The following is a 17,205-nucleotide window of genomic DNA, read 5'->3' on the forward strand; positions in this document are numbered from 1 at the left end:
CACACACTCTTTGTGGCCGGACTCATCATCCGGCTTTTTTTTGCCTAAAAATCAGTAATGCAAAGCCACATAATACAAAGCTAGCAATCGCTCGACATATTTTAATTCAAACCTAATCAGCCAAATACAATACACTGCCTATCTAACGGGATAAGACTAATCTGCAGACATATCGCTGTAGTTGCCCGCAAAGTGCAAGCCATCGTAGGGATTATTTTGCTGATCTTCCTTCGCTTCATGATACAAACCTATGGTAAATAAAGACCCTTTACCCAAAGTTGAACTCACTTCTATCGTACCGCCAATCCGCTTGATAATGCCGTAACTGAGCGAAAGACCTAAACCAGTGCCATCCTTACGTGTGGTATAAAAAGGGTCGAAAATCCGTCCAAGCTGCTCTGGCGCTATCCCTGAGCCTTCATCTTCCACTTCGATTTTGACGCCAATCGGCATATCTTGCTGCACCCAGTCATAGGTTCGCACCCAAATACGTCCTTTACCGTCCATCGCATGCGCCGCATTCACGACAAGATTGATCAACACTTGCAGCAGTTGAGGTCGATTGACTTGTACTGGACAACTGGCGTTTAACTCAGTGATCAGCACGACTTCTTGTTTTTGAATCGAATGTCGCACCAACACTAACATTTCTTCGATAATAGGAGTCATCGGATGCATTTCTAGTGGTGCGTTGAATTCGCCAGGTCGGCTGTATTGCAACAGGCTGCGGATGATAGTGCTGATCCGCCCAACCTGTTGAATGACTAAATCAATTTCTTCTTTTACTACTTCAGCATTATCACCAAGTTCGTAGCGCAGTAATTCCATATTGCCAAGAATTACGGCCGTCGGATTATTGATTTCATGGGCAATACCTGCGGTCAATTCGCCAAGAGCTGTGAGCTTCTCGTTAGTGACGAGCTGTTGACGCGTTTCGTTTAGTAACGCCACGTTACGTTGCAGCTCTAAGGTTTTATCCTGCAGGCTGCGAGTACGCTCTTCAACCTTCATTTCAAGCTGTTCTGCCGCCGCTTGAATTTGGGCATTTCGACGCTGTAGCAAGTCAAGCATACTGTCAAATTGCTCGGCTAAGTTCGATAACTCATTATCCCTATCTAATCCTAAGGCGCCGATACGAATATTGCGCCCCGACTGCACAGCTTGTACAACATGGTGAATACGTTCAATGGGCTGCAATAAACTATAAGCACCGCGATAAACCAGCAGGCCCGACACCAGCAGCACCAACATGAGAATCGTGCCTAGCTCTATGATATTGAGTAAATAATTATGGATAAATGGCGATTCAGAAAAGCCAGTATAGATCATACCGACACGTTGACCGCGAACATCTTCCAAGGGGGCATAAGCGGAAATAAACCAATCGTTAAATACGAAAGCGCGATCAACCCACTGCTCGCCTTGAGTTAACACTTTGTCTTTCACTTCCTCCGATACTAAACTGCCAAGCGCGCGGCCCAGCGTCTCATTGCCTGTGGGATAAAAATGCAGCGGCACGTTGGTGGAAATACGGATGTTATCTAAGAAGATGGTCACAGTGCCGATGGAACGCTCAGGCAAGGTGCCTTTGTCGTATACCAGATCACGAATGTGGTCGACAATTCGAGTATCGCGATTAAACAAGATCCCACCATCGAGATACCAAGCCACTTTGCCTTCCATATCAGGGACGGGCAATAGGCTACGGCTCAATAAACCACGTTCTTCAACGGTTTTAACGGGGCTCTGCGCCCGCAAGGTTGCAACTATCGGAATGCTCGCAGTGATAGCCAATTCGGGGTCGATACGTGCTAAACGCTCGGGCGGCAGCACCATCAAGCCGGAGTAAGGTAATAAACCGTCTAACTTAGGAAGGATTTGGCGTAAATCTGGGTCTGCGGCCGCTTCGGCAACACTGACTAAACGCAGATAATCGAGATTTAGCTGTTTTTTCTGTTCAAGGAGAAAAGCATCAATACTGGCTCGGTAGCTGACTTCGCCACTTAATTCTTTACCACTGAAAAGTGGCCTAAAGTCATTTTGAAAAGTCCAAGAAGTCACCACACGTTCAAGTTGTTTTTCTTGGCGTACTTGCACTTGCTGCAAGGTGTTTTCGGCAACAGATAAGTCAGCTTTAACCTTCATAAACAGCTGCTTACCTGTGTAACTGATGTTCCAGTAAATAGTGATAAACACTAAACTCACCAGTGTCAGTAAAATGGGCAGTAACGTCAGGATTAATATGCGATAGCGCACCTTGGCCTGCATTTGCTGCCAACTGACACCAAAAAAGTGAGTGAAGAATGACACCCTATGACTCCTGTTCGCCACTAAAATCAAACCACTCTTTATACTTGCGATCTAAGGTCTTGCGCGATACGCCTAAATCCCTCGCCGCGGCAGACTTATTGCCAGAATGTAAGTCCACAACACTGGTCACATGGTGTTTTTCCACGTCTTTCAATGGCCAATCCAATGGATAACCCGATGTAGATAAAGACTCACTCTTCAGCTGTTGCTTCCAATATTCCGCTGGCGGTTTGCCCAGCAAAATACAACGCTCAATCATGTTGCGCAGTTCACGAATGTTACCAGGCCACTCGTGTTGCTGTAGTTTCACCATATCTTCATGGCTCCACACGACTTCTCTTACCCCTAATTCAGCGGCAAGTTGGCGAGTGAAATGATGGGTTAACTCCACTACATCTTCGGGTCTATCACGTAATGGCGGGATTAAAATATCAAGCACATTCAGCCGATAATATAAGTCTCGACGGAAATTCCCTGCATCCACTTCATCAATCAGAGTACGATTAGTGGCCGCGATCACTCGCACATCGATGTTAACTTCTTTCTCGCTGCCCACAGGACGAATCGCTTTTTGCTCTAATACTCGGAGTAAAGCCGTTTGCATTTTCAGTGGCATTTCGCCAATTTCATCGAGAAAAATCGTCCCGCCCGAGGCAAAACTGAATAAACCTTCACGATTGCCTTTCGCACCCGTAAATGCACCGGCGGTATGGCCAAACAATTCACTTTCAAGCAGTTCAGGGGCGATAGAGCCACAGTTAACTGGGACAAAAGGTCCCTGACGTCCACTGAGCAAATGTAATTGCCGTGCGACTAATTCCTTACCTGTGCCCGACTCACCTTGGATCAAGACGACGGCATTGGTCGGCGCCACACGTTCGATGATATGTTTCACCGACTTCATGGCTTCACTACTGCCAATAATGGTAGATGAATAACCGATTGAAACCTCACGACGCAGCATCAAGTTTTCACGTTTAAGCAAGCGACGTTCGATACAGCGATCGACCGCAGTCATCATCTGTTCGAGATGGAAAGGTTTCATGATGAAGTCAGACGCACCCGCGCGTAGCGCGGTAATCGCGACTTCCATGTCAGCATAGCCAGTCATAAATATGATGTCCGAACGACGCCCCTGCTCATCCAACGCTTCATGCCATTCGATACCCGAACGACCAGGCAGACGAATGTCGACGATAAGCAAATCGAAATGGCAACGGCTACGCAGCTGCTCAGCATCTTCGATACTGCCCGCCGTTTCGACTAAGGCAAATTTCTTCGAGAGTGCCTTATTTAAAAAACTCCGCATTCCGGGTTCATCATCAACAATCAGTACCGATACTGCCGATGGAAGAGGCTTGAGGTTATTATCTATCTGGCTCATATTGTCTGCTTCTGGACATTTTGACTCATTTGCGACCAATTCTAGCACTGAAAATAGATGAATAGGTCACTATGAACCATCAGAAGTTTGTCCTGAGACAATTTGTCTGTGGAGTATTTGTTAAGCTTGGGATCAAGCTCACAAATTAGGTTAAGCTGTGAAGAAAATGACCGCATTCTCAGCTTGGCATCTAACTTGCTTTCAACCGAACGTATTACAATTTACGAGACCTTCCACTCAGTAGGCATTTGAGTTGGAATCCTATTTTCCGCCAAGGAGTACCCATGCTAAACATGAAATCTCATATGAAGTCATTACTGGGACTGGTTGTTGCAGCCAGTATGTTCACTGTTTTACCCGCTCACTCGACTGAAATTATCAAGTTAGCCACCACCACCAGCACAGAAAACTCAGGCCTATTGAAAGAACTGTTACCTAAGTTCGAAAGTGAATCAGGCTACAAGGTTCAAGTCATCGCCACTGGTACAGGTAAAGCCCTGAAACTAGGTGAGCAAGGTGACGTGGATTTAGTCATGACTCACGCGCCTAGCGCCGAAGCTAAATTCGTCGCCGATGGTTTTGGTGTTGAGCCCCGCGGCATTATGGAAAATGATTTCGTAGTACTTGGCCCTAAAAACGACCCAGCAAAAATCCGTGACAGCAAAACGGCCGAAGAAGCCTTCGTTAAAATGGCAAAATCAGGCGTACCTTTTATCTCTCGTGGTGACAACTCAGGCACTCACATCAAAGAGTTAGAAGTATGGAAAGCGGCAAATGTTACTCCTAACTTCAAAGGTTATACTTCAGTCGGTCAAGGCATGGGTAAAACCCTGCTGATGGCAAACGAAATGCAAGGTTACACTCTGTCTGACCGTGGTACTTTCGTGGCTTATAAAACTAAACTCGATCTTGCCGTTGATTTCGATGGTGGCAAAACCTTAGCCAACCCATACCAAGTCATTCTCATCAACCCTGCTAAATACCCAGATCTGAACCACAAAGGCGCTAAAGCATTCAGCGACTGGTTGATCAGCAAAGAAGGTCAAAGCATGATCAACAACTTCAAAGTTGAAGGCGAGCAATTGTTCAAGGCAACTTATAGCGAATGAACGACGGCTGGCTAGCACTATTACAGCAGGCGTTAAGCCTGCTGTTTTCTTTAGACCCTGACGTTTGGTCCATCATTTCGATCTCGTTTTCGGTTTCTTTCGCGGCACTGCTGATCACGCTTGTTCCTTCCATGGTGCTCGGCTTTGTGTTAGCGTTTGCGCCATTTCGCGGCAAATGGATAGTCACTAACTTAGTTCAAACTCTGCAATCAATCCCTACAGTGGTTATCGGTCTACTCGTGTATTTACTGCTAACACGCAACGGTCCTCTGGGCGATCTAAAGTGGTTATTTACCCAAGAAGGCATGATTCTCGGGCAAATGTTCATCTGTGCCCCCGTGCTAATTGCAATGAGCCAAGCCGCATTCACTAGCGTTGATCGCAGAGCCTGGGAAACCTCACGCACCTTAGGTGCCTCTTGGTGCCGTGCAGTGTGGACAGTATGCCGAGAACTGCGCATGCCCTTACTGCTGGCGATTGTCGCGGCCTTTAGTCGCATTCTGACCGAAGTCGGCTGCTCTATGATGGTCGGCGGCAATATTTTAAACGTGACCCGTAATATTCCTACCGCAATCGCACTTGAAACCAGCAAAGGTGACTTCGCCCAAGCTATCGCCCTCGGGCTAGTGCTGCTAATCTTGGCCTTGATCCTCAACTTTGCCTTAGGTAGTTTACGCGGCAAAGCCATGCCAAGGAGCCATTAAGCAATGACTAAGGTCAAACTGATCGCCCGTGACGTAGAAATGTCCTTTGGTGCGCGCCTGTTATTCAAAGCCGACGTATTATCGCTCTGCCAAGGAGATGTGATTTATCTGCAAGGCGACAATGGCACAGGCAAATCAACCTTGATGAAAATTCTGGCGGGCTTAATGCCACCAACCAAAGGCCATATTGAGGCTGTCGGTTTTGCCAAAAATGCTTGGTGGCGACGCAATCCATTGTTAGGTAAGGCCGTTTATCTGCACCAACATCCTTATTTGTTCGACGGCACAGTGGAATATAATCTCACCTATGGGCTGAATTTCAGCTCAGAAACAAAAGCCAAGGCGAAACAGCGGATTACTCAAGCGATTGAGATGGCGCAGCTAGGTTCGCTGCTGCAGGCAAGGGCCAGTAATCTCTCTGGCGGCGAAAGACAGCGCCTCGCGATTGCGCGCGCTTGGATCCTACAACCTAAACTATTAATGCTCGATGAACCCACCTCCAATATGGACAAGGATTCCCAAGAGCTAGTATTGAAAATGATCCAACAACTCAAACACGAAGGCACAGGAATGTTACTGAGTAGCCATCAGAATTGCGCGCTAACCGCCATCTGCGAACAACAGTGGCACATAGAAGGTGGGCGCGTGATGACCTCTTATCAACAGCCTGAATCTTTGCCAGCACAGGAGCCTTTGTATGTCATCGCAAATTGATGCCGTTATTCTCGCCGGTGGCATGGCCCGTCGCATGGGTGGCGACGATAAAGGTCTCGTCGAATTAAACGGCGAAGCCATGATTAAGCACACAATAGATAGAATAAAACCTCAGGTTAAGGAGATCCTGATCAACGCAAATCGTAACCAAACACGTTATGCTGAGTTCGGTTTTAAGGTGATAAGTGACGAGCATAGTGGTTTCCTCGGACCTTTAGCGGGTATGATCACCGCTATGGGCCAAACAGATGCGGACTACTTGTTGGTAGTGCCCTGCGACTGCCCACTCCTGCCACTTGACCTTGTTCCGCGTATGTTGGCAGCAATTGAAGCAGAAAAGGCCGAGATTGCTGTCGCCAGTGACGGTGAGTATGAACAACCCGTTGTTTTACTCTTAAAACCTAGCTTACGTGACTCAATGAGAGCGTTTCTTGAGGCGGGTGAGCGTAAAGTGGACTTTTGGTATATCAAACATCACTTCGTCGTAGCGTCATTCGCCGACCAGCCCAATGCTTTTGTGAATGTAAATACGCCAGAACAAAAACAACGACTAGCGATAAAAATCACCCAATAGCTAAAAAGGCTCCAATAACCCAAATTAGAGGTGCAAATGAGTAACCCCTTCGTCAATCCGCTCGCTATTCCCGTTCTCGGATTTTGTGCCTACAGTGGCACGGGGAAAACCACCTTACTCAAGCAATTGATCCCCGAATTAAATCAACGTGGCCTGCGCTTAGCCGTAATCAAACATGCCCACCATAATTTCGACGTAGATATTCCCGGCAAAGACAGTTACGAAATGCGCAAGGCTGGTGCGCGACAAATGCTGGTCGCCTCCCATGTACGCTGGGCGCTGATGACAGAAGATGCGCGCGATGACGATCCTGAGTTAGTCCATCTACTCAAGCAAATCGAAGCCGACAAAGTCGATATTGTCCTCGTCGAAGGCTTTAAAAAGCTCGCATTACCTAAAATTGAATTGCACCGCGCCGCCCACGGCAAACCTTTTATCTACACCCAAGATGAGAATATCCTCGCCATCGCCTGTTGCGATGACACTCAGTTGCCAAACGACGCACTCCCGAGTGAGCTGCGCCGTCTCGATCTCAACAATGTCAGCCAGATTGCCGATTTTGTGATGGAGTACACCCAAAACTGGGAAGCGCCACTCCAATACCCCATTTCGGCCGTGGATACCTACGCCATAGGCGACAATAAAAACCTCAGCGTCAGCCAAGGTTTAGCGCAGATTTTATCCCATGTTTCACCCGTGGCAGAGATTGAATACATTGAGTTAGACGCCTTAGATAACCGCGTACTGGCCAGCGACAGCATTTCTCCCGTCGACGTGCCACAACAGACCAATTCGGCGATGGATGGCTACGCCTTTGTCTATCAAGACCCCATGCCTACCACCTTAAAATTGGTGGGAGAGGTTCTTGCCGGTCATCAATATTCGGGCACGCTTAAAGTCGGCGAAACCGTGCGTATCATGACGGGCGCAACAGTGCCTGCGGGTGCCGATACAGTGCAGCCCCGAGAGCTTGCCAAGGAAGTCGATGGCATTGTTAGCTTTGAAGGCCGCATTCTTTCTGGCCAACACGTTCGCCTCGCTGGAGAAGATATTACTCAAGGCCAAGTCGCACTTGCAAAAGCCACTCGCCTAAGCGCCGCAGAACAAGGTTTACTGGCCTCACTCGGGCTCAATCACCTGAGTGTATATCGCCGCCCAACTGTTGCAGTATTCTCCACCGGCGATGAAGTGAGCCAGCCCGGCGAAGTGCTCAAAGCTAACTGCATCTATGACTCAAACCGCTTTACCATCAAAGCGATGGCAAAACGTCTCGGTTGTGACGTTATCGATTTAGGCATTATCGAAGATTCTGAAGCCGCCCTTGAAGCAACTCTCGCTAAAGCCGCCAACCTTGCTGATGTCGTCATTAGCTCGGGTGGCGTGTCTGTCGGCGATGCGGACTACATTAAAACCGTGCTTGCACGCCTCGGCAAAATTGATTTCTGGCGGATTAGCATGCGTCCGGGTCGGCCACTCGCCTTTGGTAAAGTGAATGACAGCTTATTCTTCGGGCTACCTGGCAACCCAGTCGCAGTCATGGTGTCTTTCCTGCAATTTGTGCAGCCCGCTTTACGAAAATTAGCAGGTGAAGTGAATTGGCAAGCGCAGCTATTCCCTGCAATAAGTGATGAAACTCTACGAAGCCGTCAAGGCCGCACCGAATTTATTCGCGGGATTTATCAGCTTGGTAAAGATGGACGTCTGCACGTGAGTAGCACGGGCAACCAAGGTTCTGGGATGTTAAGTTCAATGGTCAAAGGGAATTGCCTCATCATCATAGGGGATGATGCAGAAGCCGTGAATGCAGGTGAAACTGTATTTATTCAACCCTTTGCGGATCTGCTTTAGGATCCAGTGAGTTTTTTATGAGTCTAATTGTGGATTCCTTTGGCCGTAAGGTCGAATATTTACGGCTCTCGGTCACCGACCGCTGCGACTTTCGCTGTGTTTATTGCATGACGGAAGATCCTTGTTTTCTGCCAAAGGACCACGTACTCCACCTCGAAGAATTAGCTTGGATTGCCCAAGCCTTTACCGAGCTTGGTGTGACTAAAATTCGCCTGACCGGCGGTGAGCCCTTAGTTCGCACCGATTGCGACCAGCTAGTGGGTCTGCTTGGTAAACTGCCTGGGCTGACGGATTTATCCATGACTACTAATGGTTCAAGGCTGACAAAATTCGCTAAACCCATGTTTGATGCAGGATTAAAGCGCCTCAATATCAGCCTAGATACCTTAAACCCCACACTGTTTACTCAGCTAACGCGTAACGGCAAATTAGACAGAGTCATCGACGGTATCGATGCGGCTATTGCGGCGGGATTTGAACGTATCAAGATTAATGCGGTGATTTTAAAACAGCAGAACGATAATGAAGTTATTGATTTAGTTGATTTCTGCCGTGGCCGTAACTTAGACATCGCCTTTATCGAAGAAATGCCACTTGGCGAAATGGATGAGCGGAAACGCGCCCGTCATTGCAGCAGCGATGAAGTAAAAGCCATCATTAATAGTCACTATCAGCTACAGCTTTCCAACAAACGTACCGGTGGCCCAGCACGTTATTACACTATGGCCGACAGCCCAATCCATATCGGCTTTATCTCGCCCCACAGCCACAACTTCTGCCACGAATGTAATCGCGTGCGCGTCACAGTCGAAGGCCAATTACTGCTGTGTTTAGGCAATGAACATGCCGTTGATCTCAAAAGCATAGTCCGGGAATTTCCGGCTGATATTGAAAGATTAAAAGTCGCTATTCTCGCGGGAATTAATCTCAAGCCTAAGCAGCACGACTTTGGCAATAATCAGGTACAAATCCTACGCTTTATGAACACCACTGGCGGTTAAGCATCACCACTCCATCGCTTAAGGGCTAGCATCTCAATTTGGCCGTGATAAACTCGAAGCATCACCCCATACTTAGCGTTACACATTTCTATGGCATTAACTCGTAAGCAATGGAATAACATCATCATAGTCGCCTGCGCCTTTATGGTCGCCGTGCTGACTTTTATGGATAACAAAACCAATAATGTTCCGAGTGATGCTCAGCGACTGTTTGACGATAATGCACCGCTTTCACAGCTGCAACTCGACGGGTTATGGCTGCACAAGCAAGCATCACAATGGGAGTGCGACACTAAAGTCCTCAACTGTGATGAATGGGCAAAGGCGTGGCAAACCATACGGGTATCCCCCTTAACCGCCGCGCCAGAAACCACAGATAATCCGCAAGAATTAGTTATACAAATTGCAGATATCCGCGATGCTCAACTGTGGATCTATTTTCCCAATGAAGGCGCCTTAAAGTCTCCCGCAGGTAATTGGTATTTAGTACCACCGAGTTTAAGATCTAAACTGCAACCGATCCTCGATGCGAAACCCGCAACTTAAATGCCACCCCATTTTACTTAAGATAAGAAAGAATCCATGCCGGAATTACCAGAAGTTGAAGTCACCCGTCAGGGTATTGCACCCTTCCTTGTCGAGCAAACCGTGGTTGATCTTGTGATCCGCAATGGTTCGCTGCGCTGGCCAGTGCCTGACATCGCCAAACAAATTATCGGCCAAGTCATACGCCAAGTGCGACGCCGTGCTAAATATCTGTTAATCGACACTGATGCGGGCACTAGCATAGTGCATTTAGGCATGTCGGGGAGTTTACGGATTTTGCCCCACGATACCCCAGTGGAAAAGCATGACCATATCGACTTAGTGCTCGCCAACGGCCGCATTTTACGTTTTAACGATCCAAGACGATTCGGTGCTTGGCTATGGTGTGAACTCCCAGAAGAAGCCCATCCATTACTCGCCAAACTGGGGCCGGAGCCACTGACCCATGCCTTTAATGTCGCACAATTAGCGGCAGCTTTAGCGGGCAAGAAAAAAGCGATCAAGCTCTGCCTGATGGATAATCATATCGTAGTGGGTGTAGGCAATATTTACGCCAATGAGGCCTTGTTTGCGGCGGGTATTCATCCAGAGGCCGAAGCAGGTAAAATCGATATCGAGCGTTTGACCGTTTTAGTTGCCGAAGTGAAGCAAATCTTAGCCCACGCCATTAAACAGGGTGGCACCACGCTGAAAGACTTCACCAATGCCGATGGCAAGCCGGGCTACTTCGCCCAAAAACTGCATGTCTATGGTCGCGGCGGTGAAACCTGCACAAGCTGCGGTAACTTGCTAAGTGAAATCCGTTTAGGCCAACGCACCACAGTATTTTGTGGCATTTGCCAAACACGCTAATATTGCGTTATTTATAAGCCAAAATGCCAAGCAAGTGCTTGGCATTTTTCGTTATTTAATCAGTTACAGCTGTCAAAAACGATACTCAAAACTGCTAAATAGCGTGGCATTGGTATCATTTTTTTGAACTTCAAACTCCGATCTCGATACTGTTCCACCTAAGCTCCACATGCCTTTCCACACTGGCATACGGTAAGAAAGCTCCAGCATCAATAAATCTTCTTTTGGCGGTTGTGGCGCCCAAGTGTTTGCCACATTGGAGCCATCTTTATTCAGCTTCGCATAACGTAGCAACGAGGTAAAACCACGGCTATTATTAAACTGGCCAACTAATCCAACCACAAACACTTGTGCATCGCTATCATAGGTAGAACCCAAAGCACGACCATAGTAGCGAGCACCACTCAGATAGACAGGATCCTCATAGAAACAATTGGCACTATCACCATCGCATTTTACATAGGTGTCCGAATATTCCATGAACAACTTAAACTGCTTACCCGATGTGCCAAAATGGGTATCAATACCCCAAAGTGAGCCGCAGTCACTACCATTTTCACAACTATGTTCGAGATATAATCCAACGGGGATATCCTGCAAAGTATCGGCATAACGCATATCAATACTTTGAGTTCTATGGCCTGCATCGCGGCGCTCATTCGGCGCACAATCATTTGTACCATCGATACAAACAGCATTACTCGCAACCGAATCCCACCAAGAGTCAAAGTTACAATCTTGACCCTCACCACAAAATAAAGTCGACCAAGACAATCCCACTTCTAACTGTTTAATCGGTCTTGCACTTAAGCGCATATCCCACTCAGCCGTCTTAGGCACAGCACGATCCACTTCAGTTAAGCTAAATCCAGTTTTAAAGGTCCAAGGGCCAATCCAAGATAACCAAGGTGTTTCAAAAGCCGCGGCATTGTTACGGCTCAAGGTTAACGATGACATAGGGCGGGCGTTATTAGAACGATGTATAGCCGAGTCAAACCCCGGTCCCCACCACTGCTCAACCGCGCCTAAGGTTGCGATCCAATTGCCAAAAATGATGGCAAAATAAGACTCATCAAGGCGGAAGTTTTTATTATCTTGCGGATCATAGGTTTCTGCCACAGTCGCCTTATAAGCAACACGCGATCCTAAATACTCGTAGGAGCCCAGCACTTCACCTTTCTCGCGATAGTCAGAACCATAATGTTGAAAGCGAGCAGGATCAGATGCTGCCGATACTTTTATCCGTGCATTACCACGATTATCGACAGCATTTTGATAATAAAAATTAACCCGTGCAAAGGCTTGTACTAAAGAGGGAGAAAGCAGCTCAGGCTCAATTTTCGCTAAATCACCACCAATGCCTGACCACATCAATGGATAAGTATTCACTGGCACAGTGATCACACCCGCATCAGCCAGCGCTTGAATGTCAGCTCTAAGATATATATCAGAGGCATCGACCCAAGGTGCAGCAGCAAGCATTGAAGAAAAAAATAGGCCAGAGGCAATGCTAGTAGCAAGGATCGTGGGGGAAAAAAAAGCCTTCATAACATCCTTTTAAGTATCATCACAAGGCAACAATGCCTCAAAGTTAACACAAAACTCCTACGTAAAAACTATCTAGTTCGCAGGTAAAATCTAAGGTTTAACCAACTTAAGCTTGGCCGCCAATGCAGCCGTTACTTCAGGGTGAACAAACTGGCTCACATCGCCACCATGCAAAGCGACTTCCTTTACTAAGGTTGAAGAGATAAATGAGTTCTCCTCAGCGGGCGTTAAAAATACGCTTTCCAGATCAGGGCTCAATCTGCGATTCATATTTGCTAATTGGAATTCATATTCAAAGTCGGATACCGCACGTAACCCACGCACAAGTACACTGGCCTTTTGCTCCTTGGCAAAATCCACTAGCAACCCCGAAAACCCCACCACCTCGACATTATCCAAATGAGCAGTCACCCGATTGACCAATTCAACTCGCTCTTCAAGGGTGAATCTAGGCTGCTTGGAAGGATTAGCCGCAATGCCAATCACCACATGTTTAAACAGTTTAGCCGCACGCTCAATCAAGTCGGCATGACCATTGGTGATAGGATCAAAAGTTCCTGGATAAATAGCTCTTGTATGCACTTTGCTGACTCAACTCACATGGATGCCAAAAATCATTGCTCGCCAGTCTACTCGTTTTAGCCAAGCGAGTGAATAATCGCAGCAAAAACGACTTTAAATACCGATAAAAAACTTAAAAATAAGCAAGAACGCTATTGATTAAGCCCATGTAAAGGCACGAACAGGTATAATGTTGCACGAAATTAAAACCGACCACATACAATGTTGCTCCCCTATTTAACGATATACACTGAGCAGTGTTAGGTTTAAAAACGACGTTTGAAGACACGCAGAAGAGCATATATGAAGAAAATCGCGATTTTTTGCCATAACTTTTTCTCCAACGGCACAGTGAAAGTCGCCTTGTCGCAGGCAGAAGTGTTACAGGAAGCAGGACAAGATGTGCATTTGTTTGTGTTTCACAAGGAAGGCGATTTTATACCTCCGCAAAATGTGACCATTCATTATCTGTTTGAAGCGGGTCAAAAACCTTCGCTACAGGAGCAGATACAACAACTCAAAGCTAAAGTGAGCGCCGCCGAAAAAACGGGCAAGTTTTCACTCTTTCTAAGTAATTCAACTGACTGCGATGTTGTTGTTTCCGGCTGTCATTTCGATCCTTGCTACTACTTCTGTCATTGTGCGTTAAAACAAGAGTTATTGATGGAGTTAAAACGCGGTCCAGTACACTTCTGGCGCAGATGGAAAAAAGCCAAGGCTCTGATCGGCAAAAAAATCATCACAGTCTCAAATGGTATTGCCGACGAACTCAGAGCCACTTCTTGGTTAAAACCCCAGAGCGTGCAAACCATCTACAACCCTTTTCGCTTAGAAGAAATAAAAATTAAGACTCAAGAAGTTATCGCCGAAATTCCCAATGAGCCTTATATGATCCATGTGGGTAGAGTCACTCGTCAAAAGCGCCATGACATTCTCTTCAAAGCATTGAGGGATATGCCGACAGCACCTAAACTCGTGCTTCTCTGTAATCGACCAAATAAAGCGCGTAAATTAGCCAAAAAATACGGTGTTGAGCACCGAATTATCACACCCGGTTTTCAACATAATCCCTATGCTTGGATTGCCAACGCAGAATTAATGCTACTGAGCTCAGATTTTGAAGGCTTGCCAACGGTAGTCATTGAGTCATTGGCCTGTGGCACCCCCGTCGTAAGCACTGACTGCCCTCACGGCCCGAATGAAATCCTTACCGGACATTTAGCTAAATATTTGGTTCCCGTTCGCCAACCTGCATTGTTGGCACAAAAGGCTCTGGAATGTCTGGCATCGCCTCCATCGCTTGAAGACCTTGCTATTCTTAAAGCCGTAGATAGTCAAAATATTGCAAAGCAATATTTGAACTTAGCCGAATAAATATCTTTATACGGTAAAAAGTAGAAACTCTATTGAATATAAGTAGAGTTTCTACTTAACCTCCAACACCTGTTACACTCTGATACAGTATGACGGCTCATTTGAATTAGCCCCCGAAAACACAATGCATTAACAAATGCATCAAACAAAGAGTGATAACACACAGAAATACAATACATTTAGCCTGTATAATTACTATTATTGAACATCGATAAAACAGTTTATTATAAGGTTAACCATTCTGTATTTATGAATAAATAAATTCATTGATAGTCTATTTGAAAAATATCAAAATACTTCCCATCAAATAATTCTGCTTAAGTAGAATTAGCAATAAATGATTTTTTGGGGTAGTAATGAGTAAGCTTAAAGTGGCTTTATTAGTTGATGAGTACTTTGGTGGTACAGGCACAGTGTATGGTGGATACGGTTTTCTAGCACGCCACTTAATCGCCAAACACTTACCCAACGAAAATATTGAAGTAGAAGTGCTGATAAAAAAAGACTGCAGCAAGCAAAGATTAATACCTCGTCGCTATATGATAGATGGCATTAAAGTTTATCGCTTAGCTGCTAAGTTTATGGATTTCCTTAATATTAGGTTTCTGAAAAAGAAGAATTACGATATATTTCTGTCAATAGAAATGACAACCCACTCATATCGTATTCTAAAAACTATCCCCAATATTGATAAAAAACTCCTATTTTGGGTTCAAGATCCAAGACCTGATTATGAATGGGATGAAATAAATACCGTAAAACTTTTCCCTGAGAAAAGTTATTGGGACAGTAATATTTATCAGTTTGTTCATGACCTTTGGGCGGCAGGGAAAGTCTCATTTATTTCTCAGGCACGCTTTTTAGATCGTAAAGCCAGGGACCTCTACAATCTCGACAACAAGACAGAAATCAAATATTTACCCAATCCTATCGAGATCGATCATAATTTCGATGTAGAAGCACACCCGAAGAAAAATCACATTATTTTTCTGGGACGAATTGAGTCAGTCAAACGTGGTTGGTTATTTTGCGAGATAGCTAAACTGATGCCTGAATATGAATTTTTCATGCTAGGTCAGTCATTTAGGCAGTCAAAGAAAAATCAGTCCATCATGAATGACTACCTAAATATTCCCAACCTACATTTTGTAGGGCATGTAGAAGGCGATCGAAAAAACCAGCTAATCAAAGATGCTAAAATTTTAGTCAACACTTCAATTCACGAAGCTCTACCTATTTCTTTCTTAGAAGCGTTATCTTATGGCACCCTTCTCGTCAGTTGCCGTGACCCCGATGAGCTGACGAGTCAATTTGGCGTATTTACAGGTACAGTGCTCGGAGATGGTTTTGATAAAGTCGATTTATTTGTCGATGGTATACGCCATCTGATGGAAAACGAACAACTAAGACAAGAACTCGCGGTTAAGGCAGTTGACTACATCAAAGCAAACCACAGTATTGAAGATTTCCAGAAAAATATGCAAGAAATCATCTTTAAACTGGTTGAAGAAACGAAACTGCAAGGCTAACAAAATGGGCCGATATTTCAATATCGGCCCATAAGTAACGACAGCTAGCTAAAACAACTTCCAATAACCTAGCTTGCGCCGCATCTTAAAATGGCGCAACAAGTTCAATGGTTTAGGTTTTAGCCAATCAGTGCCTTTATCAATCAAAGCATCTGTTGCGGCTAAAACTCGCTGGCTAGATTGACCATCGCCCGTAGGGTGAATTTGATTGCAATAATCATGGATGTGCGCCATCAAATCATCAGGACGACTCAGTGCTCGCGTTAATGCAGATTCAATATCCTCAACCCGACTGATATCGATTAAATGATCTTTCGGTGACTGATTTTTAAAGGTCACCACTGGTTTTCGCTGCATCAAAAACATCAACAGAATCGATGAAGTGTCACACAACATCACATCCCCCGCCTGCAGCAAAGGGATCACATTATCAGTTTCAACAAACTGTAAATTCTCGTTTTCTAAAGCCTTGTACTGCTCAACAATCTTAGGATTCATCTTTGGATGAAATTGCACTAACCAGCGCCATTGGCTCTTTTGCGACAGGGCTTTAATCTGCTCAAATACCACAGGTGCGCAGGTCAAACTTGGGGAAAATGTTGAGCAAAAGAGTACTACTGGCCTTGGGTCATCAGCTTTGATATAGGGATTATCTTTATTCTCAAGAAATAGGGGGTCGAGCGCAGGCCATCCCGTTTCAACTACAGTAAAAGTACCAAACTTTTTCTCTAGTTTCAGAAAGGGCAGAGTCGTCGCAGGGCCTTGGGTACAATACAAATCAAAACAATCTCTGATTTCGAAGTGATCTTCTCGGCCCTTATGATTCATTTTCCCCGCATTAAATCCATGAAATACGCCCACTTTAACCCCAGGAATAAAACGAGGGACAACGTTCCCAGGGACGAATACCGCATCTGGTTTCCACGCTTTCACAGCATCGATGCTCTGCAAGCGCAGTTCATCGGTTTTTAAAAACTTAGGATCGACCTCATTTCCCTCTAAGAACCAGCTAACCTCATCACCTCTTTCCAAAATGACTTGTTGAAGTGGCCTTAACATCGCATAGGAATAGTTTTGCGCTATGTAAAATAAATAACGTCTTTTGGCTTGTTTGGCTTCTTCCACAAGCATGCTCCTAAAACACAAACGAA

Annotated in this window: 15 protein-coding genes; 10 read left to right on the plus strand and 5 right to left on the minus strand. The window is 45.7% G+C overall.

What is annotated here, in order from left to right; all coding sequences use genetic code 11:
• Positions 1 to 156 precede the first annotated feature (156 nt).
• Together CKQ84_RS07350 and CKQ84_RS07355 are read right to left on the minus strand one after the other, a co-directional pair.
• Entirely contained in the window at positions 157 to 2,310 is a 2,154-nt protein-coding gene (locus CKQ84_RS07350; protein WP_105250737.1) for a cache domain-containing protein, read from the minus strand.
• Position 2,311: 1 nt separating this feature from the next.
• Positions 2,312 to 3,694 (minus strand): sigma-54 dependent transcriptional regulator, encoded by a 1,383-nt coding sequence (locus CKQ84_RS07355; RefSeq protein WP_105250738.1) that lies wholly within the window; start codon positions 3,692 to 3,694, stop codon positions 2,312 to 2,314.
• Between the two features lie 284 nt (positions 3,695 to 3,978).
• On the opposite strand from CKQ84_RS07355, the gene CKQ84_RS07360 reads away from it, so the two are divergent.
• From CKQ84_RS07360 to mutM, 8 genes are all read left to right on the plus strand, one after another.
• On the plus strand, positions 3,979 to 4,803 hold the full coding sequence (locus CKQ84_RS07360) for a substrate-binding domain-containing protein (protein ID WP_105250739.1): 825 nt from the start codon (positions 3,979 to 3,981) through the stop codon (positions 4,801 to 4,803).
• A complete protein-coding gene (locus tag CKQ84_RS07365) occupies positions 4,800 to 5,507 on the plus strand; it encodes an ABC transporter permease (RefSeq protein ID WP_105250740.1) in 708 nt (235 codons plus the stop codon). The genes CKQ84_RS07360 and CKQ84_RS07365 overlap by 4 nt, the downstream gene beginning before the upstream one ends.
• A gap of 3 nt (positions 5,508 to 5,510) precedes the next feature.
• Positions 5,511 to 6,221 carry an ATP-binding cassette domain-containing protein gene (locus tag CKQ84_RS07370; protein WP_105250741.1) on the plus strand — a complete coding sequence of 237 codons (711 nt, stop codon included), beginning with the start codon at positions 5,511 to 5,513 and terminating at the stop codon, positions 6,219 to 6,221.
• The gene (gene mobA / locus CKQ84_RS07375; protein ID WP_105250742.1) at positions 6,205 to 6,795 is read left to right on the plus strand and encodes a molybdenum cofactor guanylyltransferase MobA; all 591 of its coding nucleotides are present in this window, start codon (positions 6,205 to 6,207) and stop codon (positions 6,793 to 6,795) included. Before CKQ84_RS07370 ends, mobA begins: the two co-directional genes overlap by 17 nt.
• Before the next feature lie 36 nt (positions 6,796 to 6,831).
• On the plus strand, positions 6,832 to 8,643 hold the full coding sequence (locus CKQ84_RS07380; protein ID WP_105250743.1) for a bifunctional molybdopterin-guanine dinucleotide biosynthesis adaptor protein MobB/molybdopterin molybdotransferase MoeA: 1,812 nt from the start codon (positions 6,832 to 6,834) through the stop codon (positions 8,641 to 8,643).
• 17 nt (positions 8,644 to 8,660) lie between these two features.
• Positions 8,661 to 9,644, plus strand: coding sequence for a GTP 3',8-cyclase MoaA (gene moaA / locus CKQ84_RS07385; protein ID WP_105250744.1), 984 nt, complete (start codon positions 8,661 to 8,663; stop codon positions 9,642 to 9,644).
• 90 nt (positions 9,645 to 9,734) lie between these two features.
• Positions 9,735 to 10,190: a hypothetical protein gene (locus CKQ84_RS07390; protein ID WP_105250745.1), complete on the plus strand. Its 456-nt coding sequence runs from the start codon at positions 9,735 to 9,737 to the stop codon at positions 10,188 to 10,190.
• 36 nt (positions 10,191 to 10,226) lie between these two features.
• Positions 10,227 to 11,042: a bifunctional DNA-formamidopyrimidine glycosylase/DNA-(apurinic or apyrimidinic site) lyase gene (gene mutM / locus CKQ84_RS07395; RefSeq protein WP_071940241.1), complete on the plus strand. Its 816-nt coding sequence runs from the start codon at positions 10,227 to 10,229 to the stop codon at positions 11,040 to 11,042.
• 72 nt (positions 11,043 to 11,114) lie between these two features.
• Here the strand turns inward: mutM and CKQ84_RS07400 are convergent, their stop codons facing one another.
• Complete coding sequence (locus tag CKQ84_RS07400) at positions 11,115 to 12,590, minus strand: capsule assembly Wzi family protein (RefSeq protein ID WP_105250746.1); 1,476 nt, start codon at positions 12,588 to 12,590, stop codon at positions 11,115 to 11,117.
• 90 nt (positions 12,591 to 12,680) lie between these two features.
• Positions 12,681 to 13,172 carry a pantetheine-phosphate adenylyltransferase gene (gene coaD / locus CKQ84_RS07405; protein WP_105250747.1) on the minus strand — a complete coding sequence of 164 codons (492 nt, stop codon included), beginning with the start codon at positions 13,170 to 13,172 and terminating at the stop codon, positions 12,681 to 12,683.
• A gap of 282 nt (positions 13,173 to 13,454) precedes the next feature.
• Here coaD and CKQ84_RS07410 point away from each other — a divergent pair, with 282 nt between their 5' ends.
• Both CKQ84_RS07410 and CKQ84_RS07415 read left to right on the plus strand, forming a co-directional pair.
• Positions 13,455 to 14,525: a glycosyltransferase gene (locus CKQ84_RS07410; RefSeq protein ID WP_105250748.1), complete on the plus strand. Its 1,071-nt coding sequence runs from the start codon at positions 13,455 to 13,457 to the stop codon at positions 14,523 to 14,525.
• Between the two features lie 356 nt (positions 14,526 to 14,881).
• Entirely contained in the window at positions 14,882 to 16,054 is a 1,173-nt protein-coding gene (locus CKQ84_RS07415; RefSeq protein ID WP_105250749.1) for a glycosyltransferase family 4 protein, read from the plus strand.
• Between the two features lie 48 nt (positions 16,055 to 16,102).
• Here CKQ84_RS07415 and CKQ84_RS07420 read toward each other — a convergent pair whose 3' ends face one another.
• Positions 16,103 to 17,179, minus strand: a complete 1,077-nt coding sequence (locus CKQ84_RS07420) for a CDP-glycerol glycerophosphotransferase family protein (RefSeq protein WP_105250750.1) — start codon at positions 17,177 to 17,179, stop codon at positions 16,103 to 16,105.
• Between the last annotated feature and the right edge of the window lie 26 nt (positions 17,180 to 17,205).

It is taken from the genome of Shewanella sp. WE21, assembly GCF_002966515.1.
Taxonomy (GTDB): domain Bacteria; phylum Pseudomonadota; class Gammaproteobacteria; order Enterobacterales; family Shewanellaceae; genus Shewanella; species Shewanella oncorhynchi.